The organism is Brevundimonas sp. TWP2-3-4b2, assembly GCF_049897345.1.
Lineage (GTDB): Bacteria > Pseudomonadota > Alphaproteobacteria > Caulobacterales > Caulobacteraceae > Brevundimonas.
On record NZ_JAFCWB010000001.1, the window covers coordinates 403,903 to 428,354 of the forward strand.

General features: G+C 69.2%; 26 protein-coding genes and 2 tRNA genes. 12 read left to right on the forward strand and 16 right to left on the reverse strand.

Features of this window, described 5'->3' with window-relative positions; translation table 11 throughout:
• The first annotated feature begins 93 nt into the window (after positions 1 to 93).
• Positions 94 to 169: transfer RNA gene (locus ACP7AS_RS01865), tRNA-Ala, on the forward strand.
• Between the two features lie 88 nt (positions 170 to 257).
• Here ACP7AS_RS01865 and ACP7AS_RS01870 read toward each other — a convergent pair.
• The 9 genes from ACP7AS_RS01870 to ACP7AS_RS01910 all read right to left on the reverse strand — a co-directional run bounded on the left by ACP7AS_RS01870 (position 258) and on the right by ACP7AS_RS01910 (position 7,746).
• Positions 258 to 497 carry an ammonium transporter family protein gene (locus ACP7AS_RS01870; RefSeq protein ID WP_426027124.1) on the reverse strand — a complete coding sequence of 80 codons (240 nt, stop codon included), beginning with the start codon at positions 495 to 497 and terminating at the stop codon, positions 258 to 260.
• A gap of 11 nt (positions 498 to 508) precedes the next feature.
• Positions 509 to 892: a copper resistance CopC family protein gene (locus tag ACP7AS_RS01875; protein WP_426027125.1), complete on the reverse strand. Its 384-nt coding sequence runs from the start codon at positions 890 to 892 to the stop codon at positions 509 to 511.
• A gap of 300 nt (positions 893 to 1,192) precedes the next feature.
• Positions 1,193 to 3,220, reverse strand: a complete 2,028-nt coding sequence (locus tag ACP7AS_RS01880; protein ID WP_426027126.1) for a TonB-dependent receptor — start codon at positions 3,218 to 3,220, stop codon at positions 1,193 to 1,195.
• Positions 3,217 to 4,191 (reverse strand): rhodanese-related sulfurtransferase, encoded by a 975-nt coding sequence (locus tag ACP7AS_RS01885; protein WP_426027127.1) that lies wholly within the window; start codon positions 4,189 to 4,191, stop codon positions 3,217 to 3,219. The genes ACP7AS_RS01880 and ACP7AS_RS01885 overlap by 4 nt, the downstream gene beginning before the upstream one ends.
• Before the next feature lie 33 nt (positions 4,192 to 4,224).
• Positions 4,225 to 4,497, reverse strand: coding sequence for an HPr family phosphocarrier protein (locus ACP7AS_RS01890; protein WP_426027128.1), 273 nt, complete (start codon positions 4,495 to 4,497; stop codon positions 4,225 to 4,227).
• Positions 4,494 to 4,898: a PTS sugar transporter subunit IIA gene (locus ACP7AS_RS01895; protein WP_426027129.1), complete on the reverse strand. Its 405-nt coding sequence runs from the start codon at positions 4,896 to 4,898 to the stop codon at positions 4,494 to 4,496. The genes ACP7AS_RS01890 and ACP7AS_RS01895 overlap by 4 nt, the downstream gene beginning before the upstream one ends.
• 112 nt (positions 4,899 to 5,010) lie before the next feature.
• Positions 5,011 to 5,439 (reverse strand): HPr kinase/phosphorylase, encoded by a 429-nt coding sequence (locus ACP7AS_RS01900; protein WP_426027130.1) that lies wholly within the window; start codon positions 5,437 to 5,439, stop codon positions 5,011 to 5,013.
• Complete coding sequence (locus ACP7AS_RS01905) at positions 5,436 to 7,073, reverse strand: HAMP domain-containing sensor histidine kinase (RefSeq protein ID WP_426027131.1); 1,638 nt, start codon at positions 7,071 to 7,073, stop codon at positions 5,436 to 5,438. The genes ACP7AS_RS01900 and ACP7AS_RS01905 overlap by 4 nt, the downstream gene beginning before the upstream one ends.
• Positions 7,042 to 7,746, reverse strand: a complete 705-nt coding sequence (locus tag ACP7AS_RS01910) for a response regulator transcription factor (RefSeq protein ID WP_426027132.1) — start codon at positions 7,744 to 7,746, stop codon at positions 7,042 to 7,044. Before ACP7AS_RS01910 ends, ACP7AS_RS01905 begins: the two co-directional genes overlap by 32 nt.
• Positions 7,747 to 7,965: 219 nt before the next feature.
• Between ACP7AS_RS01910 and ACP7AS_RS01915 the strand changes: the two genes are divergently transcribed.
• Entirely contained in the window at positions 7,966 to 9,684 is a 1,719-nt protein-coding gene (locus tag ACP7AS_RS01915; RefSeq protein ID WP_426027133.1) for a hypothetical protein, read from the forward strand.
• 270 nt (positions 9,685 to 9,954) lie between these two features.
• Here the strand turns inward: ACP7AS_RS01915 and ACP7AS_RS01920 are convergent, their stop codons facing one another.
• The 3 genes from ACP7AS_RS01920 to ACP7AS_RS01930 all read right to left on the reverse strand — a co-directional run bounded on the left by ACP7AS_RS01920 (position 9,955) and on the right by ACP7AS_RS01930 (position 11,435).
• A complete protein-coding gene (locus ACP7AS_RS01920; protein ID WP_426027134.1) occupies positions 9,955 to 10,290 on the reverse strand; it encodes a zf-TFIIB domain-containing protein in 336 nt (111 codons plus the stop codon).
• Between the two features lie 90 nt (positions 10,291 to 10,380).
• Positions 10,381 to 10,998, reverse strand: coding sequence for a DUF6655 family protein (locus tag ACP7AS_RS01925; RefSeq protein WP_426027135.1), 618 nt, complete (start codon positions 10,996 to 10,998; stop codon positions 10,381 to 10,383).
• Complete coding sequence (locus tag ACP7AS_RS01930; protein ID WP_426027136.1) at positions 10,995 to 11,435, reverse strand: VOC family protein; 441 nt, start codon at positions 11,433 to 11,435, stop codon at positions 10,995 to 10,997. Before ACP7AS_RS01930 ends, ACP7AS_RS01925 begins: the two co-directional genes overlap by 4 nt.
• Positions 11,436 to 11,582: 147 nt before the next feature.
• Here ACP7AS_RS01930 and ACP7AS_RS01935 point away from each other — a divergent pair, with 147 nt between their 5' ends.
• The 3 genes from ACP7AS_RS01935 (at position 11,583) to ACP7AS_RS01945 (ending at position 13,417) form a co-directional block, all read left to right on the forward strand.
• The gene (locus ACP7AS_RS01935) at positions 11,583 to 12,158 is read left to right on the forward strand and encodes a YqaA family protein (protein WP_426027137.1); all 576 of its coding nucleotides are present in this window, start codon (positions 11,583 to 11,585) and stop codon (positions 12,156 to 12,158) included.
• A gap of 139 nt (positions 12,159 to 12,297) precedes the next feature.
• Entirely contained in the window at positions 12,298 to 12,831 is a 534-nt protein-coding gene (locus ACP7AS_RS01940; RefSeq protein ID WP_426027138.1) for a disulfide bond formation protein B, read from the forward strand.
• Positions 12,809 to 13,417: a demethoxyubiquinone hydroxylase family protein gene (locus ACP7AS_RS01945; RefSeq protein ID WP_426027139.1), complete on the forward strand. Its 609-nt coding sequence runs from the start codon at positions 12,809 to 12,811 to the stop codon at positions 13,415 to 13,417. The genes ACP7AS_RS01940 and ACP7AS_RS01945 overlap by 23 nt, the downstream gene beginning before the upstream one ends.
• Here ACP7AS_RS01945 and ACP7AS_RS01950 read toward each other — a convergent pair.
• Genes ACP7AS_RS01950 through ppa form a run of 3 tightly spaced genes read right to left on the reverse strand, consistent with a single transcriptional unit; the run spans position 13,401 to position 16,889 of the window.
• On the reverse strand, positions 13,401 to 14,405 hold the full coding sequence (locus ACP7AS_RS01950; protein ID WP_426027140.1) for an esterase-like activity of phytase family protein: 1,005 nt from the start codon (positions 14,403 to 14,405) through the stop codon (positions 13,401 to 13,403). The genes ACP7AS_RS01945 and ACP7AS_RS01950 overlap by 17 nt on opposite strands.
• Positions 14,402 to 16,276: a cobaltochelatase subunit CobT gene (cobT, locus tag ACP7AS_RS01955; RefSeq protein WP_426027141.1), complete on the reverse strand. Its 1,875-nt coding sequence runs from the start codon at positions 16,274 to 16,276 to the stop codon at positions 14,402 to 14,404. Before cobT ends, ACP7AS_RS01950 begins: the two co-directional genes overlap by 4 nt.
• Before the next feature lie 46 nt (positions 16,277 to 16,322).
• On the reverse strand, positions 16,323 to 16,889 hold the full coding sequence (ppa, locus tag ACP7AS_RS01960) for an inorganic diphosphatase (protein WP_426027142.1): 567 nt from the start codon (positions 16,887 to 16,889) through the stop codon (positions 16,323 to 16,325).
• Positions 16,890 to 17,086: 197 nt separating this feature from the next.
• On the opposite strand from ppa, the gene ACP7AS_RS01965 reads away from it, so the two are divergent.
• Positions 17,087 to 17,770, forward strand: a complete 684-nt coding sequence (locus tag ACP7AS_RS01965; RefSeq protein WP_426027143.1) for a DUF599 domain-containing protein — start codon at positions 17,087 to 17,089, stop codon at positions 17,768 to 17,770.
• Between the two features lie 246 nt (positions 17,771 to 18,016).
• On the opposite strand, the gene ACP7AS_RS01970 is transcribed toward ACP7AS_RS01965, so the two are convergent.
• Positions 18,017 to 18,877 carry an N-formylglutamate amidohydrolase gene (locus tag ACP7AS_RS01970; RefSeq protein ID WP_426027144.1) on the reverse strand — a complete coding sequence of 287 codons (861 nt, stop codon included), beginning with the start codon at positions 18,875 to 18,877 and terminating at the stop codon, positions 18,017 to 18,019.
• 126 nt (positions 18,878 to 19,003) lie between these two features.
• Between ACP7AS_RS01970 and cpdR the strand changes: the two genes are divergently transcribed.
• From cpdR to scpA, 6 genes are all read left to right on the forward strand, one after another.
• Positions 19,004 to 19,360, forward strand: a complete 357-nt coding sequence (gene cpdR / locus ACP7AS_RS01975) for a cell cycle two-component system response regulator CpdR (RefSeq protein ID WP_426027145.1) — start codon at positions 19,004 to 19,006, stop codon at positions 19,358 to 19,360.
• 407 nt (positions 19,361 to 19,767) lie between these two features.
• Positions 19,768 to 19,842 (forward strand) — tRNA-Val (locus ACP7AS_RS01980).
• 82 nt (positions 19,843 to 19,924) lie between these two features.
• Positions 19,925 to 20,185, forward strand: a complete 261-nt coding sequence (locus tag ACP7AS_RS01985; RefSeq protein ID WP_426027146.1) for a hypothetical protein — start codon at positions 19,925 to 19,927, stop codon at positions 20,183 to 20,185.
• Between the two features lie 51 nt (positions 20,186 to 20,236).
• Positions 20,237 to 20,665, forward strand: a complete 429-nt coding sequence (locus ACP7AS_RS01990) for a hypothetical protein (RefSeq protein ID WP_426027147.1) — start codon at positions 20,237 to 20,239, stop codon at positions 20,663 to 20,665.
• Between the two features lie 239 nt (positions 20,666 to 20,904).
• A complete protein-coding gene (locus ACP7AS_RS01995) occupies positions 20,905 to 22,305 on the forward strand; it encodes a methylmalonyl-CoA mutase family protein (RefSeq protein WP_426027148.1) in 1,401 nt (466 codons plus the stop codon).
• A complete protein-coding gene (scpA, locus tag ACP7AS_RS02000) occupies positions 22,302 to 24,443 on the forward strand; it encodes a methylmalonyl-CoA mutase (RefSeq protein WP_426027149.1) in 2,142 nt (713 codons plus the stop codon). Before ACP7AS_RS01995 ends, scpA begins: the two co-directional genes overlap by 4 nt.
• Positions 24,444 to 24,452: the final 9 nt, after the last annotated feature.

Consider the following 24,452-nt stretch of genomic DNA (forward strand, 5'->3'; position numbering starts at 1 on the left):
CCGCAGGCCCGCAAGCGGCCAAGCCCGTTGACCACCGGGCCCGCCCCTCGTATGTCGCTCGCTCGCCTGCGCCCCACGGAACCGTGGGCAAGGGGGGCCGTAGCTCAGTTGGTAGAGCGCGTCGTTCGCAATGACGAGGTCAGGGGTTCGACTCCCCTCGGCTCCACCAGGCGTTATCAAACCCGGCCCCGGCTGGCGAGCCGGCTCGGTTCGGAGGCAGCGGCCAACCCGGTTGGCTGCGGCGCGACCCGCCGTCGTTATGGGTGATGGCTCTGTTCGGGTGCGTCCGGCGCGGCCTCATCCGCGCCGGGAGCGGGGGCAGGAGCCGCACCCGGAGCCGAAGCCGGAGCGGGTTCCGCCTTCATCTTGTCACAGCAGGACATCGCGGCGTCAGCCGCCATGTCCTTGCAGCATCCGCAGCCCTCGGCGGCGAGCGCCGCGCCGGCGCTCAGGGTCAGGATCGCGCCGGCGGCGGCGAGCAGGTTGGAAGCCTTCATCGTCGTTGTCCCTAGTGAACCATGAAACTGATGGAGCCCGACATCTTGTGGCCGTCGGCTCCTTCGGCGGCCCAGGCGGCCGTCCAGGTTCCCGGTGCGAGGCGAGGCAGGGCCACGCCGACGGTCGAGGCGGCGGGTGCCGCGGGCGCGGTCACGACGACGGGTGCCTGACCTTCGGCGGTCAGGGTCACGGTCTTGAGCAACATCGGGTGCGGGAAGGTCGCGGTGAACCGTTCGGGTGAACCCTGGGTCATGGCGCCGTCCGAGGGAACCGTGGCGATGCCGGACTGCGGCGTCGCCGCCTGGGCCTGCGGGTGGTGGCCGGCATGGGGATCCTGGGCAGCGGCTGTTCCGGCGAGGGCCAGTGCGGTGGTGAGGGCGAGCGTGCGGATCATGGGATAGTCTCCTTCAACAAGAGTCGGCCTTTGGGGCCAGCGACGAAGCGGGTGTCTTCAGGCTCTCCGTGTAGACCTTCTATACGCGCCGACCGGGCGCTCCCCTCACGAACGGCGATCGCGACCGATGGCATCATGAGCCCGGAAGAGGGGCTCTCCGGGACGAAGTCCAATCGGCGGCTGATTTCGCGCCGTCACCCGATCCGCCGTTGGGGCGCTGGTCCGGCTTCAGACCATGGGCAAGCTCGAACCTGACCATGGCGATGGCGTCCTGTCAGTGACAGGCAACCGGCCCCGGCCTCACCAGCGCATTGAGACGCCGGCCCGCAGGGTTCGCGGAGGGCCGAAGCCGGCGACGCCGTCGGCGGTGGCGGACACCGCGACATCCCGGTCGAACAGATTGTCGGCCGCGACGTACAGGACGACCCCGTCCGCCAGCTGCAGGTCCGCGCGTAGATCCGCCGTGACGGCGGGGCCCAGAACACGGCTGTTCAGATCGTCGTCGAACCGCCGGCTCTCGTAGCGGGCCCGGGCCCCGAGGGTCAGGCGATTGGCCACGCGCCAGTCCACGCCCGCCGTGGCGCTGACGACCGGGGCCTGGGCCGGCCGAAGTCCCGTCAGTTGCGGAGCGGCCGCGCCGCCGTCCAGAGTCGCGTCCGTCACCGAAATCGCGCCGACTAGGGTGGCCGTCTCAACCGCATGTTCGGCCGTCAGTTCCAGCCCGGTGGCGTCGATCACGCCGGCGTTCTGCCGCTGTCTCAGCACCCCGCCCGCAGGAATAAAGCCGGCGCGCGGCAGGGCGGCCACAATCCCCGGCCCCTGGCCGAGGGTGACGTTGACGATCGCATCGTCAATGCGGTTCCAGAATACGGTGGCGCCCAGGCGGGTGCCGCCCCCCTGCCATGACAGGCAGGTTTCGACGCCTTGCAGCGTTTCCGGCTCGAGCGCCGCATTGGCCTCGGTCAGGTCGTTGCCGACCCGGAACGGGCGGTGAAGCTCATTCAGCGTCGCCGGCCGGAAGCCGGAATAGGCCGCGGCCCGGACCGCCAGACCCTCAGCCAGATCGCGGCGCACGGCCAGCCGGGCACTGACCACGTCTCCGGATCGGTCGGGGTAGGTCTCGTCCAGGGTCGGCAGCCCCGTGGCCCTGTCCCGTTCCAGCCGGCGGCCGTCCACGGTCGTCCAGCGGTCGAGGCGGAGGCCGCCGGCGATCAGCCAGGGGCCGCCCGTCCACGACCCCTCGCCATAGCCGCCGATGACCGACGTCTCGCCGCCGGCGAACCGGTCGCGCGTGAACTGCCCGCCGAGGTAGCGGAACCGCTCCTGCGTCTCGCCCTCGGCGAAACGGGCGTCGGCGCCGACCTCCCACTCCAGCCGCCCGTTGCCGACCGTCAGGCCGGACCGGCGCAGGGCGAGATTGCCGCCCCAGCCGCTGGCCGGGGTGGCGTACTGATCATTGGCGGGCGTCGTCCCGATCCGCCCGGGGGCCACGGCCACGGCGGTGTTGGCGAAATCGCTCTCGCGCCGCCAGACCCGGGCGCGCCAGCCGAAGCGGTTCGGGCCCGACGTCCGTGCCAGGGCGGCGCTGTAGCCCTGACCACTGGCCGTCGACCGCGCCCCGGCCAGACCCGAGCCACGATCTTCCTCATAGGCCGCAACCCGCACGGACAGGGCCGTGGCGGAATCGAGGCCGAGATCGGCGCGCAGGGCGGCGCTGCGGGCCTCGAGGTCCAGCGGGGTGTCTGCGGCGCCCGCGGCGGCACCGCGCACCGGGACATAGCCGTCGGACCGGTCGTACAGCGCCGATCCCGTGATCGAGAGGCGGCCTTGGGTCAGGGTCGTCGCGGCCCCGAGGCGACCGCCCCCGTATTCGCCCGCTGAGGCGTCCAGCACCCCGCCTTCGCGGTCGCGCTCCCGCAGGGTGATCACGCCGGTCAGGGCCCCGGCGCCATAGGGGCCCGCGCCCGCTCCCCGCACGATGTCGACGCTTTCGAGGGATTCCGGCGCGACCTGGGACCAGATCACCCAGCCGCCGAACGGATCGTTCAGGGGTTCGCCGTCGAGGGTCACCAGCGTCCGGCCCGCGCCGGAGGGGGCGATGGCGCGCAGGCTGATGCCCTGGGTGGTCGGATTGGCTCCGAGGCTGGAGGTCCGCCGGAACAGCGACACGGCCGGCACCGTCGCCAGCGCCTCGTCAAGCCGCGTGGCGCGATCCAGTACGGCCTGGTCGAGCCGGATGACGGAAAAGGCCGCGTCGCCCGCGGCCGGCGGCAGGCGCGCGGCGGTGACGACGACCTCGGGAAGCTGGGTGGGAATATCCTGGATCATGTCTTGCGTCCGACCGCCGCCCCGATGTGAGCCACACCCCGGCCCGTCGCGATCGTCACCTGCCGGGCCCGTTCCAGATAGCGGGCGCGGTCCGCCCCGGTGCGGGCGTCGGCGCACCGGTCGCAGCTCACACCGTCGACAAAGCGGGGTGAGGCCCGACCGGCCTCGCTGACCGGCATCCGGCAGCCCCGACACAGGGAATGGCTGCCCGTCGCCAGACCGTGGCCGACCGCGACACGCTCATCGAAGACGAAACATTCGCCCGCCCACAGACTGTCCGCCTCGGGCGTCGTCTCCAGATAGCGCAGCACCCCGCCCTGCAGATGGAAGACGTCGGGCACGCCCTCGGCCTTCAGGAAGGCGGTGGCCTTTTCGCAGCGGATGCCGCCGGTGCAGTACATGGCCACCCGCTTCGCGCCCGTCTGGTCCAGCAGGGCCCGGCCCTCGGCGCGGAACCAGTCGGGAAAGTCCCGGAAGCTGACGGTGTTCGGCTGCACCGCCCCGGCGAAGGCCCCGACCGCGCCCTCATAGTCGTTGCGCGTGTCGATGACGAGGGTGCCGGGATCGCGGATCAGGGCATTCCAGTCCTGCGGTTCGACATAGGTGCCGGCGTTCCTGGCGGGATCGAGGTCCGGCAGGCCTATGGTCACGATCTCGGGCTTGATGCGGACCTTCATCCGGTGAAACGGCATCTCGCCCGCGGTGGCGCGCTTGACGTCCAGATCCGCGAAGCCGGGCAGGGCGCGGATGCCGTCGACCACCCGCTCGACCGCGGCCTGCGGTCCCGCGATCGTTCCGTTCAGGCCTTCATCAGCGACCAGCAGGGTACCCCGCACATCCGGCGCACACAGCGCTTCGAGGCGATCCCGCACCGCCTCCCGATCCGCGATCGCGGCGAACCGGTAGAGGGCGAGGATGTGGATCGCGCCGGCGCTCGGATCGGGGTCTGTTCGGTCGGCGGTCTGGGTCATGGCCATCAGGATCGCGGGTGCGCGCGGGCGAGGTTACTGATCTTCGTCGAAACGGCGTCCGACCAGATCGGTCAGCGCCGCCACCGCCGCGGCGGCGTCCGGCCCGTCGCCGGTGATGGCGATCTCGCAGCCGTTGCCGGCCCCCAGCATCAACAGGCCCATGATCGACAAGGCGTTCACCGTCACCCCGTCCCGGGTGACGTGGATCTCGGCGTCGAAGCCGGACGCCAGTTTGACGAATTTGGCCGAGGCGCGGGCGTGAAGACCCCGGGTGTTGCAGATGTTCGCCGTGGCCGTGACGCTCATTTCTCGCCCTGAAGCACCCAGCTGGCCACCGAAATATATTTCCGGCCGGCGTCTTGGGCATGGGCCACGCAGGCTTCCAGAGGTTCGCGGCCGCGCACGCTGGCCAGTTTGATCAGCATCGGCAGGTTCAGCCCGGCGATGACCTCGGCCTGGGTCTCTTCCATCACCGAAATGGCCAGGTTGGAGGGCGTGCCGCCGAACATGTCGGTCAGCAGAATCACTCCGTCGCCGTCGTTCACGGCATTGGCGGCGTCGACGATGTCGCGCCGGCGGCGTTCCATGTCGTCGTCGGGGCCGATGCAGATGGCCGCGACCCCGCGCTGCGGGCCCACGACATGTTCCATGGCCGCGAGGAATTCCGAGGCCAGTCCCCCGTGGGTGACGATCACCAGCCCGATCATGAAGGCATTACCAAAGCTCGCGCCCCAAAGTCCGCGCCCCCGTTCGACCGCCTGTTCGACCGGCGCTTGAGCGCATCGCAAGCGGGGCGGAATAGCCCAAGTCCGCGTCGGGTTAAAGCGGGCTGGTCAGCAGTGTGACCTTTTCGACCGCCGACGGCTCAAAACCACACAGCCGCACGCGCGGAAGCCGGACCCCCGCGATCCCGATATCGGCGGGCTCGGGCAGGCGTTCGACCGGGCCCGCCGACAGCTCGACCGCCAGCACCAGCCGAACCAGACCGAGGGCGCAGACGGGCACCACGCCCACGCCGCGGGCCTCAATGCGACCCACGATGGTCGTCGGGCAGGTGGCGTACAGAGCTCCGCCGGAGGCGAACACATGGGCATAGTCGTCGGCCACCAGCCGCCAGCCCGCGCCGATCAGACGCAGGGCCAGATCGCTCTTGCCCGCGCCCGACGGGCCGGTGATCAGAACCCCGCGCCAGCCCGCGGCCGGGGTCCAGCGCGCCGCGACCGTGCCGTGCAGCGGCGCATCCCTCACCCGCGCCGGCCCGCACCGGCCAGCGGCAGGGCCACCTCGAAGCGCGCACCCTGCGTCTCGCCGGTGCCGTCCGCCCGGTTTTCGGCCCGGATCGTGCCCCCATGGGCCTCGATGATCTGGCGCGCGATCGACAGGCCGAGGCCGGAATTGGCACCAAAGGCCGTGCCCTTGGGCCGGGCGGTGTAGAAGCGCTGGAACACCGTCTCGAGGTTTTCCGCCGGAATGCCGGGGCCGTCGTCGTCGATGCGCACCCGGGCCGGCCGCAGCGGGTCGACCGTGTCGCGCTCAAGGGTGATCCGGACATCGCCGCCGTCCGGGCTGAACGAGCGGGCGTTGTCGATCAGGTTGCGGAACACCTGACCCAGCGGCCCGTCCCGTCCCGTGACCATCAGGTGATCGCCCGCCGGAGCCGCAAACACGATGCGCGGTTGTCCGGCCTTCCGGCCCGCCTCATAGACTCCCACGATCTCGGTCAGCAGGGTGGTCAGATCCAGCGTCCGCGGCCGGTCACGCGCCAGTTCGGCATCGAGCCGCGAGGCGTTGGAGATGTCGGTGATCAGCCGGTCCAGTCGCCGGACGTCCTGCTGCAACAGGACCGTGAGCCTTTCCCGTTGGGCTTCGGTCTTGACCAGCGGCAGGGTTTCCAGCGCCGACCGGATCGAGGTCAGGGGATTCTTGATCTCGTGCGAGACGTCGGCCGCGAACCGCTCGATGGCGTCCATGCGGTCTGACAGGGTTTCGGTCATGGTCTCCAGCGATCGCGCCAGATCGCCGATCTCGTCCTTCCGGCCTTCGAGATCGGGCAGGGAGATGGCCCGGGCGCGCTGCAACCGGACCTCGTCCGCCGCCGCCGACAGACGCATCACCGGCCGGGCCACGAACAGGTGCAGCAGCAGAGACCCCAGCAGGTTCACAAACAGGGCGACCAGGGCGAAGGGCATCAGGGCGCGGCGCTGGGCGGCCAGGGTCTCGTCGACGTCGCCCGCCTCCAGCGTCAGGACGCCCAGCACCTGCCGCACGTGGCGCACGGGGATGGAGACCGAAACCACCCGGTCGCCGCTTTCGGAGCGTCTCAGGCCGGACTGGACCTCGCCACCCAGGGCTGCCTCGACCTCCGCAGCCAGCTCGGCGCGGGCCGCCTCGACACCGATCTCGTTGCGGCTCTCCTGAGCAGGTTTGACCTCTACCGGCGGGCTGCCGGCGGGCCGGGCGGGCGGGAGAGGCCGGCCAGGAATATTCTCGGTCACCGCATAGCTGTCGGCGACCAGCAGGCCGTCGAGGTCGAACAGGCGGGCCCTCTGTCCTTCCGGGATGAAGTCATCGACCAGCTGCCGCGAGGCCTCCACCGGATCGAAAGCGGGCGTGGGTTCGCCGGTAGTGATGCTCAGCTTGCTGAGCACGTTGGACAGAAGCTCAGCCTGGGCGACGAGGGTTTCTTCCCGTGCCGCGATCAGGCCGCGGCTCCATTCGTTCAGCAACAGCGCCCCGACGAACAGGATCAGCAGGCTGAGCAGGTTCAGCGCCAGAATCAGGCCGCCGAGCCGCGACCCCCCGAAGCGTTTCAACGGGCGGCGCGGTTCGTCCTCTCCCGACGGGAGCGGATCAGCTTTCGCGATAGCGGTATCCGACGCCATACAGGGTCTCGATGGCGTCGAACTCGGGGTCGACCACCCGGAACTTCTTTCGCATCCGCTTGACGTGGCTGTCGATGGTGCGGTCATCGACATAGACCTGATCGTCGTAGGCGGCGTCCATCAGGTTGTCGCGGCTCTTCACGAAGCCGGGGCGCTGGGCCAGGGCCTGAAGCAGCAGGAACTCGGTCACGGTCAGCTTGACCGGCCGACCCTCCCAGGTGCTCTCGTGCCGGGCAGGGTCCATCGACAGCTTGCCGCGCTTGATGGCCTTGGCCGAATTCTCGCCAGCGGGTTCGGGTTCGCCACCGTCGGCACCGGTCCGGCGGAGCAGCGCCTTGACGCGCTCGATCAGCAGCCTCTGGCTGAAGGGTTTGTGGATATAGTCGTCGGCACCGAGGTTGAAGCCGAGGATTTCGTCGATCTCCTCGTCGCGCGACGTCAGCATGATGACGGGGATCTGCGAGGTCTGGCGCAGGCGGCGCAGCACTTCCATCCCGTCCATGCGGGGCATCTTGACGTCGAGGATGGCCAGATCCGGCGGGCTGGCCTCCAGCGCCTCAAGCCCGGCCGCGCCGTCGTGCCAGGCCGTGACCTTGTGGCCATGGCTCTCCAGCGCCAGCGAGACCGAGGCGACGATGTTCTCGTCGTCGTCGACCAGGGTGATATTGGCCAAAGGCTATCTCCTTGCAGACTGTTCGTTCGCTGTGACAACGCGCGGCAAGCGGTACCGTTCTAATCCATGATTGTTCCGGGCCGGTCGACCAAAATCCCGGAACACCACCCCCGGACGCCGGGATGAAACGCAAAGATGGGGCGCATCGCCATAATCCACAACGAAACCCCGCCTTAAAGCCTTTGCGCGATGATGAGGACGAACAGTTAGAGCGTTTTGATGTCCGGCGCCGTCCACTACGAAGTCTATATCCGCAAGACCGCCCCGGCGCCCTGGACCCTCCAGATGGCGACGGAAGACCGTGCGATCGCGATCGAGACGGCCGAGGACATGCTGGCGGACCGTCGCGCCGCAGCGGTGCGGGTGACCAAGGAAACGCTCGACCCCGACACCATGGAGTTCGCCAGTTCGACCCTGTTGACCCGCGGCGCGCCCGAGGTCCGGCACAAGCGGGTCATACCCGAAGACCAGAGCGGGCCGCGCTGCAACGGCCCACAGGACCTCTACGCCGCACAGGCGCGCGAGACGATCGGACGGGTTCTGGAGGACTGGCTGGCGAGACAGGGGGTGACGGCGTTTGAACTTCTGCACCGCCCGGACCTGGCCGAGCGGCTGGAAGCCTCGGGTGTCGAACTTCAGCACGCCATCCAGAAGATCGCCGTGCCTGAAAGCCAGGCCGTGGGTCAGCCGGTGCACGATCTTCTGCGTCATTATCAAAAACTGGCGGACGCCGCGATCGAGCGCGTCATCGCCGCCGGCCGCCGCGGTCAGTTCCCCGATCTCGAAAACTGTTCGATCGCCGATCTGGCGCATCGGCTGGCCGGCCAGCCGGACCGCGGTTTCGTCATGGGCGGCGTGGTGTCCGGGGCCCTGAACGGCATCCGCGGCAGTCGCGCCCGGCTGGATCGGCTGATGGACATGGCCGATCGGGCACCGATGGACGGCCCCCCGCGCGCCATGGTGCTGGTGCCGATCGAACAGCTGCTCTGCGAGATGCTGGCGGCGCGGACCAGTCTGGCGAACCTCCTCGGGCCGGCGCTGGATCAGGGAGCCTCCCTGGCGGCCGTCGTGCGCATGGTCGCGCCCAATGAAATCGCCGCCCTGATCAGTCAGGACAGCCGTATGGCCCTGCAGGTCCCGACTGTCGAAGGACCCGCGGCCCGTCTCGGGGCCAGGCTGGAAGCCGGTGAGTTTCCGCTGCTGGCAGCGGCCCTGGCGCGGATGGTGCTGCGCGAGCTGATGAGCCCCCGACGCCTGCGGCCCAACGATGCCGCCGGCGAGATCGATATCCTGCGAACCCTGGCCATGGCCCTGACCGTCACCGCCGGTCGTCTGCTGACGCTCGAGGAGGTCCAGACGGCGTTCAACGAGCGGTCCAAATCCATCGTCACCGCGGACTTCGTCGCCGCCTACGCCAAGACCTGCGAAACCGTGTTGTGCGAGGCCGAGGCCCTGACGCGCCTGTGCGAGAACGTCACCGGCACGGCCAACAAGCGCTCGGCGGCCCGCTGGCTCTCGGCCTGTGTCGGCTCACTGCGGTTCGAATCCGAAATGCGCGCCGCCGCTCTCGGCCAGAGCGCGGCCCAGAAACTGGGCATTCTGGCCAATCTGCAACGATCGGCCCGCGGCTGCGGCCTCAACGAGCGAGACGAGGCCGAGATCACGGCCGCCATCGGCACAGTGGGCGGTGTCGTCGAGAGCGAGGCAAGGATTGTGATGATGGTGGCCCGGTCGCCCGCGCCCCTGATCCAGAAACTGTCGGTCCTGCTGCGGATGGCGGCCGGCGAGACGGCCCCCCTGGGCCCGGCGGCGGACCGCGGCAAGATCGAGGCGATCAAACTGTTCCGGACCCCGGAATCGCGCGCCGCCCTGTCGGCGACGCCACAGGCACTGGAACCCCTGAAGGGTCTGATCAGGGCGGCCGGCCTGGCCGCCTGATCAGCCGCGGGGCCGGCCCTCGGGTTGCCCGGCGCTGCGCCAGGTTCAAGCGACATTCAGCAGAGCCGCTGGTCGTCTATCAAACACCGTCTTTCCGGGGCCGCAGAGCGGAACCCGGAATCCAGGGGACTGGACTCGATACTGGAACGTGGGGCGGACGGCGGCGTCCAGACACCTGGATTCCGGGTTCTTGTCCCGGCTGCGCCGGTCCCAGCCCCGGAATGACGGGGGAGGGATGGCGGGGTACCGACGTCTGAATGTCGATTGAACCTAGTCGAAGATGTCGAAGATGCTGTCGCGCTTCTTTTTCTTGTAGCGATGGTCGTCGTCATCGCGGCTGCGATATCGCTCGTCGCGATAGGCTGGCTGCGGCTGCCCACCCCACGGCTGCTGCGGCGAATAGGGCTGCTGGGGCTGCGCCTGTGGCGGAGGGGCGGCCTGCGGGGCCGACGCCCGGGCGTCCTGGGCCGCGGACTCCATCAGTTTTTCCAGCTCGCCCCGGTCCAGCCAGACTCCGCGACAGCTGGGGCACATGTCGAACTGCACGCCGCCCCGTTCCAGCGTCTGCATGGCGGCGTTGTCGTTGGGGCACATCAAGAGCGGCATCAGAGGGTCCTTCCACGGAGTCCAGACGCAAGGCTACGGCGCGTGCGCGGTTCCGCCAACGCGACCAAGGGCCGCGTCACGGCAGAACCCCTAGAACTGCCGCCAGCTGTCGCCGGGGTCGCGCTCGCCGGGGTCGACGCTCTGCTGGCCCCAGGCGACGATCATCAGCAGCTTGTGGCTGCGGATACGGAACGCGCCCGTCATCGGCACGACCGCCCCCAGCGGAGCGCCGGTCTTCGGCTCGTAGAGGAAGCCGGAAAACTCGGCGACGCCGACCCGGTCGCGGCGGCTGTAGATCGACAGTTCCGGCACCGGGACGACGTTGAAACTGTCGTTGATCGGGACCCGCACCTCGGGCAGGCCGAAGACCCGGCGCATCTGCTCCAGCGACAGGGCCCCGGCGCGCAGTTCGAACACCGCCTCGGCCTCGGCCTTGGACGAGGCCAGCGCATAGCCTGCGTCGGACAGGGCCGCGCGGATGGCGCTGACGGCATAGGCCGCGTTCTCCGCCTGGAAGAAGGTGGCGTCGACGTACACCCGCGAGCCCGATGGAACAGGCAGGGTCAGGCCCTCGACCGCGCGATCGGCGGCGCGGGCGACCAGCAGCTGTTTGGTCGCAGTCCGCGCCGGATAGGTCTCGGACGTCGAGGCGCAGGCCGACAGGACAGCTGCCGTGGCCAGAACGCCGCCCAGGGCTTTCAGGATCACCAGACTCCGGTGTTGGGCATCGACAACCACGGCTCGGCGGGGGCCAGCGCCTCCCCCTCCTGCAGCAGTTCGATCGAGATGCCGTCGGGCGAGCGGACAAAGGCCATGCGGCCGTCGCGCGGCGGGCGGTTGACCACCACGCCGCCGTCCATCAGCCGCTGGCAGGCCGCATGGATGTCATCGACCTTGTAGGCCAGATGGCCGAAATTGCGCCCGCCGTCATAGGGCTGGGGGTCCCAGTTGAAGGTCAGTTCGACCTCGGGCGACCGTTCGGTCTCGGCGCGGGGCCGGTCTGCGGGCGCGGCGAGGAAGATGAGGGTGAAACGCCCGGCCTCATTCTCCATCCGCCGCGTCTCCACCAGACCCAGCAGGTCACAATAGAAATGCAGCGAGGCGTCGAGGTCGGTGACCCGGACCATGGTGTGCAGATAGCGCATGAAGATGTCCGTCCCGGGGGAGAGGCTGCAAGCCGGCCTCTATAGCGACCCTTGGCCGCGATCGCGAATAACGGACGGTTTCGGTGGATGCGTGCGTCGTCGTCGCCTGCTAGACGCCTCCGGTCCGGCCGCCACCGAAGGAAGCCCATGTTCCGCAAACTCTACGACTGGGTCTTCGCCCTGGCCCGGAGCAAACATGCCACCCCGGCCATGGCGGCGGTGTCGTTCGCCGAGAGTTCCTTCTTCCCGATCCCGCCCGACGTGGTTCTGGCTCCGATGATCTTGGCGCGCCCGGACCGGGCCTATTTCTACGCGACGGTGTGCACCGTCGCCTCGGTGCTGGGGGCCATGTTCGGCTATGCGATCGGCTATTTCCTGACCGACGTCGGCATGATGATCCTAGCCTGGCTGGGCAAGGCGGACACCTTCGAGGCGTCCAAGGCCCTGTTCCAGCAATACGGGGCCTGGGTCATCCTGATCAAGGGCCTGACGCCCATCCCGTTCAAGCTGATCACCATCGCCTCGGGCATTTTCCAGTTTAATTTTGCCCTGTTCGTCGCCCTGTGTGCCCTGACCCGCGGCGCGCGATTCTTCGCCGAGGCCTTCATCCTGAAACGCTGGGGCCCCGTCATGCTCGAGATGGTCGAGAAGCGACTGGCGATGTGGAGCATCATCGGCATTGTGGTGCTGGTCGGTGCCTTCGTCGCGGTGAAGATGATTTGAGTGACGAGTGGCGAGTGGCACCGGAGCCTGCCGCAAGCCGTGAGCGTCAGCGTGCGAAACGCACCCTGACCACTCACCACTCACCACTCACCACTCGCCACTCGCCACTCGCCTCAGGCCCAGCTATGAACATCGTCCGATGAGAGCTCTCTATCGACTTCTGACGCGGTGGTGGACCGCCTTCGCCCTGGCCGCGTCCCTGGCGCTGCTGGGTGCCGCCCATGCGTTCGAGCAGTTCGGCGGCCTGGCCCCCTGCAACCTCTGCCTCAAGCAGCGCGAGATCTACTGGGGCGCGGTCGGCATCGCCCTGATCGCGACCCTCTGGCATCTGATCAGCCGCGGCAGCCGCGGCACGCCCCGTATCGCCGCCTTCCTGCTGGCCGTCGTCTTCACCGCCGGCACGGTGACGGCCGTCTTCCACTATGGCGGCGAGATGAAGTGGTGGGACCTGCCCGCGACCTGCGCCGGCGGCGGTGAAGTCAGTCTCGAAGGCCTGGCCGCCCTGGCGCTCGGCACGGGCCCGATCGAGACGCCGGTCTTCTGCGACACGGTGACATGGCGGTTCCTCGGCCTGTCGATGGCAGGATGGAACGCCCTGATCTCGGCCGCCCTCGCCGTATTCAGCCTGCTCGCTGCAAAGAGACCCAAGGATGCCAGAGCGCCCCGTAGCTGAGACCCCGGAAGCGAATCCGGCGGTCGACCGGCGCATTCCGCTGGCCCGGCCCGGACGCGGCGCCAGCCGGCGTCGCCGGGCCGAAATCCTGCGCATCGACCACGCCGGCGAATACGGAGCCGTCCACATCTACCGCGCCCAGAATGCGGTGTTCGAGGGTCGCGCCGGCAAGTCGGCGATCGCCGCCGACATGGCTGGAATGCGGGATCAGGAAGCCGTTCACCTGGCGCGGTTCGAGGCCTTGCTGAACGCCGAACGCATCCGTCCGACGATCCTGACGCCGCTCTGGCGCCTGGCGGCGATGGCGCTGGGGACCGGCACGGCCCTGATGGGCGAAAAGGCCGCCCACGCCTGCACCGAGGCGGTCGAAAGCGTGATCGAGGAGCATTACGCCGACCAGATCGCAGAACTGAGCGACCGTGACCCTGCCCTCGCGGCTGAACTTTCGGCCTTCCGTGACGAGGAGCTGGCCCACCATGATCACGCGGTCGAGCACGGGGCGAGAGAGGCCGCCGGCTACGGCCTGCTGAACGCCGTCATCAAGGCCGGCTGCCGGGTGGCGATCAAGGTCAGCGAAAGGGTCTGACCGGGTCACCATCCGCCCCGGCGGCCGGTGCATCGACGTCGAAGGCCAGGATCAGGGTCCTCTGTCGCGGGTTGTCGTTGTCGTCGGACACGATGTAGAGCCGCGTCCCCGACGCGCCCTCCACCGCGGCCACGCCCTCGAAATTATCGGTCGTCGACGGCAGGCTGAGGCTCACCAGAACCGGGCCCGGCCGACCCGACGCATCCATGCGGCGCAGGCGCGCGCGCATGTCGAAGGGTTCGCGATACAGGCGCTCGACCACGAACCAGCCGTCGCCCGCCCTGTCCCGATCCAGGCCGGTAACGCGCCAGTCTGACCCGGCCGGAGACGTCTCCGGCGGGGCCGCGACCTCGACGCAGCGCGCCACAACACAATCCCAGACGCCACCGCCTTCTCCCGCGGCCCGAAGGCCATCGGGCCCCGATGCCAGGGCTTCCAGACCTTCATTTCCCGGCGGAACGGGCGGCGCGGCGCGGGCCGACGGACGCGGGGTGATCCGGTCCAGCGGACCATAGGACCAGAGGCGCGGCCGCTGCTCGAAACCGACGATCAGGTCTCCGTCGGCGGTGATCGCCAGACTTTCGGCATCGCCGTCCGACTTGGTCGGGAACGCCCGTCCGTCCTCGCCCGTGAGACCGCGCAGGCGAAGGCCCGTCAGGCCCGCCAGCCGCCCCCGTCGATCCAGCAGGATCCGTGCCCGCACCAGGTCGCCGGCGTCGGTCACCGCCACCACATCATCGCCCGCCAGCTTCAGGTCGGAGAGGCCGTGCATCCGGTCACCACGCGGCGCGAGGATCTCGAGCCCGCCGGCGAACCGGACCCCCGGGGCCAGCCGGACCCCGCCGGGCAGGCCGAGACCGACGGGTCGAACCCCGGCGTTCACAGCGGTCCAGCCGTCGGCGGTGCCGCGCCACGGTTCCTGAACGACGCTGGAGCCGGCGCAGGCGGCCAGCAGCAGGATCAGGGCCGTCGCGGCGAACCGCCTCACGCCGCCTTGCGGCGGCGCCCGCCCGCCACGGCCTTGGGCTGGGCCTCGAACAGGGCGGCCAGATTCTCGACCATGGCCCCCGCCAGCTGCTCGACATCGACGATGGTGACGGCGCGTCGATACCAGCGGGTCACGTCGTGGCCGATGCCGATGGCCATGAGCTCGACCGGAGACCGGGTCTCGATCTCGGCGATGACCTGACGCAGATGTTTGTCCAGGTACAGGGCGGCATTGGCCGACTGGGTGGAATCATCGACCGGCGAGCCGTCCGAGATCACCATCAGGATGCGACGCGCCTCGGTCCGGCCCAGCAGCCGCTCGTGGGCCCAGGTCAGGGCCTCGCCGTCGATGTTTTCCTTTAGCAGCCCCTCGCGCATCATCAGGCCGAGGCTCTTCTTCGCCCGCCGCCAAGGCGCATCGGCGGACTTGTAGATGATGTGGCGCAGGTCGTTCAGACGGCCCGGATTGGCGGGTTTGCCGGCCGTGATCCACGCCTCGCGCGACTGGCCGCCCTTCCACGCCCGGGTGGTGAAGCCCAGGATCTCGACCTTGACCCCGCAGCGTTCCAGCGTCCGCGCCAGGATGTCGGCACAGACCGCGGCGACCATGATCGGTCGCCCGCGCATCGAGCCGGAATTGTCCAGCAGCAGCGTCACCACCGTGTCGCGGAACGGGCTTTCGCTCTCGGCCTTGAAGCTGAGCGGGCTGGTCGGGTCGGTGATGATCCGGGTCAGGCGGGCGCTGTCCAGCACCCCCTCCTCGAGATCGAAATGCCAGCTGCGGTTCTGCTGGGCCATCAATCTGCGTTGAAGCCTGTTGGCCAGGCGCGCGACCACCGACGACAGGGCCGTCAGCTGCTGGTCCAGCAGGGCCCGCAGTCTTTCCAGCTCACTCGGGTCGCACAGGTCGGCGGCGTCGATCACCTCGTCAAAGGCGGTGGTGAAGACGCGATAGGCGTCGATGGCCCGGCCGTCGTCGGCGGTCTGCTGCCGGTTGGGCAGGGAGCCCTCGTTGACATCGGGACCGTCGTCCGAGGCCTCGCCGTCAGGATCGCCGGGCGCGCCGTCGGGGCGGCTGTCGCGGTCCTCGCCCTGTTCCTTGTCCTCGGCCGAGCCGTCCATCGACTGGCCCTCGCCACCCCCGGCGTCCTCTTCCTCGTCCTGATCGTCGGCGGCGTCGGGATCCTGGGGGTCGGGGGCCTCCTCGCCCTGATCCTCGCTGGTGTCGTCCCCGCGGCCGTCGCCCGGATCCATGTCCAGCGCGCGCAGCACCTCCTTCAGCCGCTCGGCGAAGGCGGTCTGGTCTCCGGCCACCTCGGCCAGGGCATTCAGCTTGGCACCGGCCTTGTCCTCGATGCCCGTACGGACCAGGTCCAGCATCGCCCCGGCCCCGTCGGGCGCGCGCTGGCCGGTCAGCCGTTCCCGCACCAGCAGGGCCACCGCCTCGGCCACCGGCACGCGCTCGGCGTCGGCGATGCGCAGGGCTCCCATCTTCTCCAGCCGCGTCAGCAGCGCCGCGTTCATGTTCGCGCGGACGCCGGCCAGGGCATTTGAACCGACCGCCTCGACCCGGGCCTGTTCGACGGCCTCGAACACCTCCGAAGCGCGGCGGTCGACGGGCCGCAGACGGGCGTGCAGGCCTTCATCGTGATTGGCCAGGCGCAGCGCCAGCCGGTCCGCCTGGCCGCGCAGGGTCGCATTTCCCGACGCCCCGGGCTCGCGCGCGGGGTGCGGCAGGGTCAGAACCCCGTTGGACAGCTTCGGCCCATCCGAGCCGAACACGACCTCAAGCTCGGACTGCTCCGCCAGCGCCCGCGCCGCATGGGCGAGCGCACGTTTGAAAATATCGGCGGGCGTATCGGCAGAGGCCATGGGGTCAGATATCCCTTCTCCCCTTGCGGGAGAAGGCCTTGGGACATCAGGCCGCGTTGGCCGCCTTGGAGACCGCGGCTTTGATCTTGTCCTGATGCGCGCGCATGCCGGTCGCGATCAGCTCGGCGGCCTCGCCGGCGTCGCCCCAGCCCTTGACCGTGACCGACTTGTTCTTCTCCAGATCCTTGTAGCGGGTGAAGAAATGCTCGATCTGCTCGACCATGATGGTCGGCAACTGCCGGTAGCTGGCGATGTCCGTGTAATAGGGGTTCAGCTTGTCGACCGGCACGGCGAGGATCTTCTCGTCGCCGCCGGCTTCGTCTTCCATCTTCAGCACGCCGATCGGGCGCGAGCGGATGATACAGCCCGGCACCACCGGCGTCGGGTTCAGCACGATGACATCGCACGGGTCACCGTCATCCGACAGGGTGTGCGGGATGAAGCCGTAGTTGCCCGGATAGTACATGGCAGTGTGCAGGAAGCGGTCGACGAACAGGGCCCCGGACGCCTTGTCCATCTCGTATTTCACCGGCAATCCCCCTTGAGGAATTTCGATGATGACATTGATGTCCCAGGGCGGGTTGGGCCCGACGGGGATGGCGTCGATATTCATGGCGCGCTCGGTTATGCTGCAGTGCGATACGAAGTGGTGGGCGTGATAGGCTCGGCGCGCGGCGGAAGCAAGGCGGCGCGGCGACCGGTGAAGAGTGCTAGTGAGCAGGCGGTGAGCGGGAGCGTGCTCGGTTTCGATGCCGGAGGCTCACCCCTTGCTCACCAGCACTCTTCACACCGGGCCCGGCGGAGCACGAAATGACCCTGTTCGACTGGCTGGCGCTGGCCCTCTTTATCGTTTGCTGGCTCGGCTACGGCCCGATGCTCAGCCTGCTGGCACGGCGCAGCGGCACGCTGAATGACGACATGCTGGTCATCCGCCGCGTCTGGATGACGGCCATGACCCACCGCGAGACCCGTCTCGTGGACAGCAATCTGCTGGGCCACACCCTCAATTCGGGCGGCTTCTTCGCCTCGACCAATCTGCTGCTGATCGCGGCGGTGGCCAGCGTCCTGTTCGGCGGCGAACAGGCGTTACAGGGCTTTGCCTCGGTCGGGGCCGAGGCTGTGCCGACGAAACTGCTGGAGGCCAAGCTGGCGCTGGTGCTGGTCTGCCTCGCTCGCGGCCTGCTGGATTTCATCTGGTCGATCCGCCAGCTGAACTATGCCCTCGCCCTGATCGGCGCCGCCCCCGAGGTCCACAGCGAGGCGGACCGCGTGGCCCTCGGCGATGCGGCGGCCGGCCTGCTGAACCCCGCGCTCAGCGCCTTCAGCCAGGGCGTGCGCGGCTATTATTTCGCCCTGGCGGCGTCGGCCTGGCTGTTCGGGCCGCTGTGGCTGGCGCTCGGGGTCGCGGCGGCCTTCTGCCTGATGGCCTGGCGTCAGGCCGGTTCGCCGGCCGCCCGGGCGATCCGCAGCGCGCGGCGCCTGATGGAGCCCTGAGCGCCAAACTTCAGGCTTGTTCGCAGATGCGCTGCAATCTTGAAAAGTTTTACCGCAGAAACCGGTTTCAAGGCGTTCCTACAGACCATTCGTGCCGTAACACGGCGTGAACGCAGGTGCGAACTACCTTCTTGACGATTTGTGCACCGCACACTAACTTGATCTTCGACGCCTCCGGGCGTCATGCCCTTTCCTGGGCGTTTCCTCCCTATAGACTTCATGCCGCGCCCTCGGGCGCGGCTTTTTTTATGCCCGGTCGTCCAGAAGGGCGGCGATCGCGCGGGCCACGCCCTTCTGCGTGCGGGACCAGCCCGGGGACGGCTCCCGCGCGACCTCATCGAAATACAGGGCACGGTTCAGCTCGACCTGGATGGCGTGGAACCCGTCCTCCGGCTGCCCCCAGGTCTGGGTGGTCCAGCCGCCCGCATAGGGCTGGTTCAGCGCCACCCGCCAGCCCAGCGCCTCGAACGCCCGTCGCAATCGCCGGGTCAGATCGGTGGCGCAGGACGCCCCGTGCCGGTCACCCAGCACCACATCCGGCCCGGGCGCACCACCGGCCCCGCGCGTCGCCCGCGCCGGCATCGAATGCCAGTCCACCAGCACCGCCTCGCCATGCCGGTCCCGCGCCGCCCGCATCTGGTCCGCCAGGGCCGCGTGATAGGGGGTGTGCACCCGGGCGATCCGCGCCCGCGCCTCCTCCAGACCCGGCCGCCGCACGTACAGCGGCCGACCGTCGCCGCTCAGCCGGGGGATGACGCCATAGCCCGCCACCGTCCGCGGCGAGACCGGCCCCTCCTCCAGCCCCTCGATCAGGGCGGGATCGAGGTCGCCGGGATCCCGGTTCAGATCGACATAGGCCCGGCCCAGCCGCCCCAGCACAAGGACAGCCCCGCCCTCCACGCCCGGCGCGATCAACCGGTCGACCAGGGCATCCTCGGCGCTGCGCAGACTGGCCTCGGGCAGAGCGGGATCGGCAGCCATGTCAGCCGGATAGAGGCTGCCTGAATGGGGCGAGGCGAAGATGAACCGACCCGGCGTCGGCGGCCGGACCACGGCGAACGCCGTCGCATGGTCCGTCTGATCCTCGCCGGCAGTCCCTGAACCCATACCGCTGCCATAGCCTGTTTTCGTCGCTCATCCACAGATGCGGCAATCGCCGGCCCGGGGATTTTCATGGCGGGTTTACCAGTGCGGGCCTAGCGTCATGGAAAGAAGACCCGGGGCGAACACCACATGGCGCGCATTCTACTGGCCGAAGACGACCACTCCCTGCGAGGATTCCTGACCCGCGCGCTCGAGCGGGCCGGCCATTCCGTGGTCGATTGCGAGAATGGCGACGACGCCATCGACGCCCTCGACCAGGGGCCCTGGGACCTGCTGCTGACCGACATCGTCATGCCCGGTGCCGACGGCATCGAGGTGGCGCGGGTCGCCGCGGCCCGCCAGCCCGGCATCCGCATCATGTTCATCACCGGCTTCGCCGCCGTGGCCCTGTCAGCCGCCCAGGCGACGCCGCAGGCCAAGGTCCTGTCCAAGCCGGTCCATCTGCGCGACCTCGTCGGTGAGGTCGAACGGATGGTGGCGGCCTAGGGTCAATCGACATTCAAACGTCGGTATTCCGTTCTCCCTCCCCCGTCTTTCCGGGGATGGGACCGGCGTAGCCGGGACAAGAACCCGGAATCCAGTTGTCTGGACGCCGCCGTCCGCCTCACGTTTGAGTGTCGAGTCCAGCCCCCTGGATTCCGGGTTCCGCTCTGCGGCCCCGGAAAGACGATGCTTGATGGACGATCAGCGGGTCTGTTGAATGTCGATCAAGCCTGGATCAGGGCGCTATCGCTCGCGACGCGGTCGCTCGCTGCCTGAGCGCCAGGCCGCGTCGGGTCGACAAGGCAGAGCCTTGTGACCGCGGCCCACCGGGAATGCCCCTTGCGGTCGGCGGCCCCATGGGGTTATAGACCGCTCCTTCCCGTTCCGGACCTGTCCGGAACCGTCTTGGCGGATGCGTAGCTCAGCGGGAGAGCACCTCGTTGACATCGAGGGGGTCACAGGTTCAATCCCTGTCGCGTCCACCATTCCTTCCCAAAATCAGAGACTTGCCGGAACGCCGCGAAAAACGTGCGTTTTTGCGGCGTGTCGCGTGAAACGATCCCGCGCGTGACGGCTTGTCTTGCCATGCCCCTCGACCTCGACACCCTTCTGGAAGGATCTCCCGCTTACGGCGTCATCGACGCCCGGGACGGGGTAATGCTGTTCCGACGCTCCGGACACGAGGCGGCGTTCGAGGCCATGGCCGCCGCTGTGCTCGATGCTTCGGGTGACGATTTCGAGGTCATCCTGCTGACCGACGCCGCCGAGCGCTGCGACCGTTTGTTCGTCGCGCCCCTGCGGGACCGTGACACGCCCGCCCCTCACTGACGCCCGCGTCCGTTCGTTGACATCGGGCCCGGCACGGGTTCAACCGCAGCCATGAACAGCCAGCCCAAGCTTCGACGCCTGCTCGACCTGCCCGGCGTCGCCGATCTGGAAATGAAGGCGCTGATGAAGCCGCGCCACGCCGATCCCGACGCGCGTGCCGAGTTCCCCGACATCGATGAAACGGCCCGGGCCGCCTTCGGCCTGGCGGTCGAGGCCGCCGAAGCCTTCGCCCTGCCCGCCGACTGGGACGGCATCGAGCGGCTGGACGGATTCGACCTCACCGACGCCTTCGCCGCCGAGGGCTGGGACGTCGCCGACGACCGCCGCAAACCCCTGCGCATGCTGCCCCATTTCGCCCTTCCGCTGGCCCTGGCCATGCGCGGCCTCGCCGGCGAACTGCCCTTCCAGCCCGAGGACACGACGCCCGAGCCCTGGGGCGCCGGCATGGCCGCCGACGCCAAACGCTTCCGGAAACGCTAGAGTCCGGCCTCAATCCGGATGGAGCGTGATCCGTGGCGATCCTGGCGGGCCGGCGAAACATGAGACGTCCGCGTCTGACGTATCCCGCGGCTAGTCTGTTCCGGAGCGAAATCGCGCACAGGATTTCAGACGATTCAGACGATTCAGACCCGGTTTTTTTCCACCCGGAGTCTGAATCCGGCCGGCCCGACCCGATCTCCGGTCTGGACCGAACCGCAACGGAGACGCATTAAGCCGCCATGTCCGATCTGTTTCCCGCCCCCTCTCCCGCCGCCTGGCGCGACCTCGCCGAAAAGGCGCTGAAGGACCGGCCGCTGGAAAGTCTGGTGCATCTGGACGCCGACGGTCTGGCGGTGCGGCCTCTCTATGCGGCGGCGACGGGTGGGGCCGCGATCTCGGCCCCCCGACCGTCGGACGCAGACGGCCGGGCCTGGGACCTGCGCACCCTGATCGAGGGTGACATCCCCGAAACGGTCAATGCCGCCGCCCTCGCCGATCTGGAAGGCGGCGCGGCCTCCATCCTGCTCAGGGGCGCGGTGCTGGCCGATTCCGAGCCCTTGGCCCGCGCGCTGGACGGCATGGCGCTGGAGCTGGCGGCGGTCGGGCTGGACGCCGGCCTCGACGGGCCCGACGCCGCCAATGCCCTGGCCGTGGCGGCCAAGGGCTCGCCGCGCGCGAAGCTGATGTTCCACATGGATCCCCTGTCCGCCTTCGCTGAAACGGGCGTCCCGCCGCGTCCGGTCGAGGAGCATCTGACGCTGGCGGCCAATACGGCGGCGCGCCATGCGGGGGCATACCCGAATGCCTGCTTCTTCCTCGCCGGCGGCCGCGTCGTGCATGAGGCCGGCGGTTCGATCGGCCAGGAGCTGGGCTTCGCCGCCGCCAACGCCGTGGCGCTGGTCCGGGCCGCGGTCGTGGCGGGAATGGGTCTGGAGACGGCGCTGCGTGGCACGGTCCTGGGCGTCTCGGTGGATCAGGAATATTTCGACAGCCTGGCCAAGGTCCGGGCCCTGCGGCTGATCTGGCGTTCGATCAGCAAGGCCTTCGGGGTCGAGACCCCGGCCGTCATCGAGGCCCGCTCCTCGCGCCGCATGCTGTCGGCGCGCGATCCCTGGCCCAATCTGCTGCGATTGACGGCGGCCGGCTTCGCCGGGGCGGTCGGCGGAGCCGACGCCGTGGTGCTGGACGGGCTGTCGCGCGCCAACGGCCGCTCCGACGCCTTCGCCCGGCGGCAGGCGCGCAACACCCAGGCCGTGCTGATGGAAGAGGCCCATCTGGGCCGGGTCGACGATCCGGCCGCGGGGTCGTGGTTCCTCGACGCCCGCACCCATGATCTGGCCGAGGCCGGCTGGGCCGAGTTCCAGCGCATCGAGGGCGAGGGCGGGCTGATCATCGCCCTGCGCACCGGCGACATTCAGGACCGCGTCGCCGCCGCCCGCGCCGAGCGCGAGGTGGCGCTCGCGAGCGGGGCGGCCCAACTGGTCGGCGTGACCAAATTCGTCGATCATGATCCCCGGCCCGCCCCGTTCGAGCCCGTGACCGAGGCCCGGCCTCACGGTCGTGGCGACGCCTGCGAGCCCCTGATCCCCGTCCGGTTTGCCGCGCCCTTCGAGACCCAGAGCTGGGAGGCCGGCCGATGAGCACGCCCGACTTCACCCGCATTCCGCTCGACCTCGGCCCCACCGGCACCGGTCCGACCCGCGACGCCTGGAAAACGCCCGAGGGCCTGACCGTCGAAACCGCCTACGGGGCCGAGGCGGTCGAGGGCCTCGACTTCATCCACGGCCTGCCCGGCATCGCCCCCTATGTCCGGGGCCCCTATCCGACCATGTATGCGGGCAATCCCTGGACCATCCGCCAGTACGCCGGCTTCTCGACCGCCGAGGCGTCCAACGCCTTCTACCGCCGCAACCTCGCCGCCGGTCAGAAGGGGCTGTCGATCGCCTTCGATCTGGCCACCCACCGGGGCTATGACTCGGACCATCCGCGGGTGAAGGGCGACGTCGGCATGGCCGGCGTGGCCATCGACAGCATCTACGACATGCGCACCCTATTCGACGGCATCCCGCTGGATCAGATGTCGGTGTCGATGACCATGAACGGTGCCGTCCTGCCGATCCTGGCCCTCTATGTCGTCGCCGCCGAGGAACAGGGCGTCGCGCACAAGGACCTGACCGGGACCATCCAGAACGACATCCTCAAGGAGTTCATGGTCCGCAACACCTACATATACCCGCCCGAGCCCTCGATGCGGATCGTCTCGGACATCTTTGCCTGGACCGCCGAGCACACGCCGAAATTCAACTCCATCTCGATCAGCGGCTACCACATGCAGGAGGCCGGGGCCTCGGCCGATCAGGAGCTGGCCTACACCCTGGCCGACGGGGTCGAATATCTGAAGGCGGGCGTCGCGGCGGGCATGGACGTGGACCGGTTCGCCCCGCGCCTGAGCTTCTTCTGGGCCATCGGCATGAACTATTTCATGGAGGTGGCCAAGCTGCGCGCCGGTCGGCTGCTGTGGGCCGAGGCCGTGTCGAAATTCGGCGCGAAAGACCCCCGCTCCCTGTCCCTGCGGGCCCACTGCCAGACTTCGGGCTGGTCGCTGGCGGCCCAGGACGTGTTCAACAATGTGCCCCGCACGATGGTCGAGGCCATGGCCGCGGCGGGCGGCCAGACCCAGAGCCTGCATACCAACGCGCTGGACGAGGCCCTGGCCCTGCCGACCGACTTCTCGGCCCGGATCGCGCGCAACACCCAGCTGCTGCTGCAGATGGAAACCGGCCTGACCCGCGTCATCGACCCGTGGGGCGGCAGCTTCTACGTCGAGCGCCTGACCCACGAACTGGCGAACAAGGCCCGCGTCCTGATGGCCGAGGTCGAGGCGCTCGGCGGCATGGCGAAAGCCATCGAGGCCGGCGTGCCCAAGATGCGGATCGAGGAGGCTTCGGCCCGGACCCAGGCCCGGATCGACACCGGCCAGCAGACCGTCGTGGGGGTGAACCGCTACCTGTCCGACGCGGTCGACGACATCCCCATGTTGAAGGTCGACAATGCCGCCGTCCTGACGGCCCAGATCGACAAGCTGAAACGGCTGCGCGCCGAACGCGACGAGGCGAAGACCCAGGCCGCCCTGACCGCCCTGACCGAGGGCGCGCGCGGCACCGCCAATCTGCTGGAGCTGTCGGTCCAGGCCGCCCGCGCCTATGCCACCGTCGGCGAGATTTCCGACGCGCTGGAGGCCGCCTTCGGCCGCCATGTGGCGACCGTAAAGACGGTGTCGGGCGTCTATGCGCGCGAGGCCGGACATGATCCGAAGATCGCCCGCGCCCGCGACATGGTCGCCGCCTTCATCGAGAATGACGGCGGCCCGCCGCGCATCCTGATCGCCAAACTGGGCCAGGACGGCCACGACCGGGGCCAGAAGGTCATCGCCACCGCCTATGGCGACCTCGGCCTTCAGGCCACCGCCGGCTCGCTGTTCCAGACTCCTGCCGAGGCGGCCCGGGAAGCCGTCGAGCGCAACGTCCACGCCGTCGGGGCCTCATCCCTCGCGGCCGGCCACCTGACGCTCGTGCCCGAGCTGAAGGCCGAGCTGGAAAAGCTGGGACGCCCCGACATCATGATCGTGGTCGGCGGCGTCATCCCGCCGTCGGACGTCCAGACCCTGATCGACATGGGCGCGGCCGCCGTCTATCCGCCCGGCTCGGTCGTCGCCGACACCGCCATCGACCTGATCGACAAGCTGAACCAGCGCCTCGGCTACGCCCAGAAACCCTGAGGCCGGCTC

What these genes read in the sequence shown, in the direction of transcription:
- ppa (WP_426027142.1), bottom strand. Translation starts at nt 16,889, where the DNA reads ATGAATATCGACGCCATCCCCGTCGGGCCCAACCCGCCCTGGGACATC.
- ACP7AS_RS01945 (WP_426027139.1), top strand. Translation starts at nt 12,809, where the DNA reads ATGCCAGAGCGCCCCGTAGCTGAGACCCCGGAAGCGAATCCGGCGGTC.
- ACP7AS_RS01970 (WP_426027144.1), bottom strand. Translation starts at nt 18,877, where the DNA reads ATGGGTTCAGGGACTGCCGGCGAGGATCAGACGGACCATGCGACGGCG.
- ACP7AS_RS01935 (WP_426027137.1), top strand. Translation starts at nt 11,583, where the DNA reads ATGTTCCGCAAACTCTACGACTGGGTCTTCGCCCTGGCCCGGAGCAAA.
- ACP7AS_RS01915 (WP_426027133.1), top strand. Translation starts at nt 7,966, where the DNA reads ATGTCCGGCGCCGTCCACTACGAAGTCTATATCCGCAAGACCGCCCCG.
- ACP7AS_RS01940 (WP_426027138.1), top strand. Translation starts at nt 12,298, where the DNA reads ATGAGAGCTCTCTATCGACTTCTGACGCGGTGGTGGACCGCCTTCGCC.
- ACP7AS_RS01885 (WP_426027127.1), bottom strand. Translation starts at nt 4,191, where the DNA reads ATGACCCAGACCGCCGACCGAACAGACCCCGATCCGAGCGCCGGCGCG.
- cobT (WP_426027141.1), bottom strand. Translation starts at nt 16,276, where the DNA reads ATGGCCTCTGCCGATACGCCCGCCGATATTTTCAAACGTGCGCTCGCC.
- cpdR (WP_426027145.1), top strand. Translation starts at nt 19,004, where the DNA reads ATGGCGCGCATTCTACTGGCCGAAGACGACCACTCCCTGCGAGGATTC.
- ACP7AS_RS01875 (WP_426027125.1), bottom strand. Translation starts at nt 892, where the DNA reads ATGATCCGCACGCTCGCCCTCACCACCGCACTGGCCCTCGCCGGAACA.
- ACP7AS_RS01995 (WP_426027148.1), top strand. Translation starts at nt 20,905, where the DNA reads ATGTCCGATCTGTTTCCCGCCCCCTCTCCCGCCGCCTGGCGCGACCTC.
- ACP7AS_RS01890 (WP_426027128.1), bottom strand. Translation starts at nt 4,497, where the DNA reads ATGAGCGTCACGGCCACGGCGAACATCTGCAACACCCGGGGTCTTCAC.
- ACP7AS_RS01905 (WP_426027131.1), bottom strand. Translation starts at nt 7,073, where the DNA reads ATGGCGTCGGATACCGCTATCGCGAAAGCTGATCCGCTCCCGTCGGGA.
- ACP7AS_RS01930 (WP_426027136.1), bottom strand. Translation starts at nt 11,435, where the DNA reads ATGCGCTATCTGCACACCATGGTCCGGGTCACCGACCTCGACGCCTCG.
- ACP7AS_RS01895 (WP_426027129.1), bottom strand. Translation starts at nt 4,898, where the DNA reads ATGATCGGGCTGGTGATCGTCACCCACGGGGGACTGGCCTCGGAATTC.
- ACP7AS_RS01965 (WP_426027143.1), top strand. Translation starts at nt 17,087, where the DNA reads ATGACCCTGTTCGACTGGCTGGCGCTGGCCCTCTTTATCGTTTGCTGG.
- ACP7AS_RS01880 (WP_426027126.1), bottom strand. Translation starts at nt 3,220, where the DNA reads ATGATCCAGGATATTCCCACCCAGCTTCCCGAGGTCGTCGTCACCGCC.
- ACP7AS_RS01920 (WP_426027134.1), bottom strand. Translation starts at nt 10,290, where the DNA reads ATGCCGCTCTTGATGTGCCCCAACGACAACGCCGCCATGCAGACGCTG.
- scpA (WP_426027149.1), top strand. Translation starts at nt 22,302, where the DNA reads ATGAGCACGCCCGACTTCACCCGCATTCCGCTCGACCTCGGCCCCACC.
- ACP7AS_RS01990 (WP_426027147.1), top strand. Translation starts at nt 20,237, where the DNA reads ATGAACAGCCAGCCCAAGCTTCGACGCCTGCTCGACCTGCCCGGCGTC.
- ACP7AS_RS01870 (WP_426027124.1), bottom strand. Translation starts at nt 497, where the DNA reads ATGAAGGCTTCCAACCTGCTCGCCGCCGCCGGCGCGATCCTGACCCTG.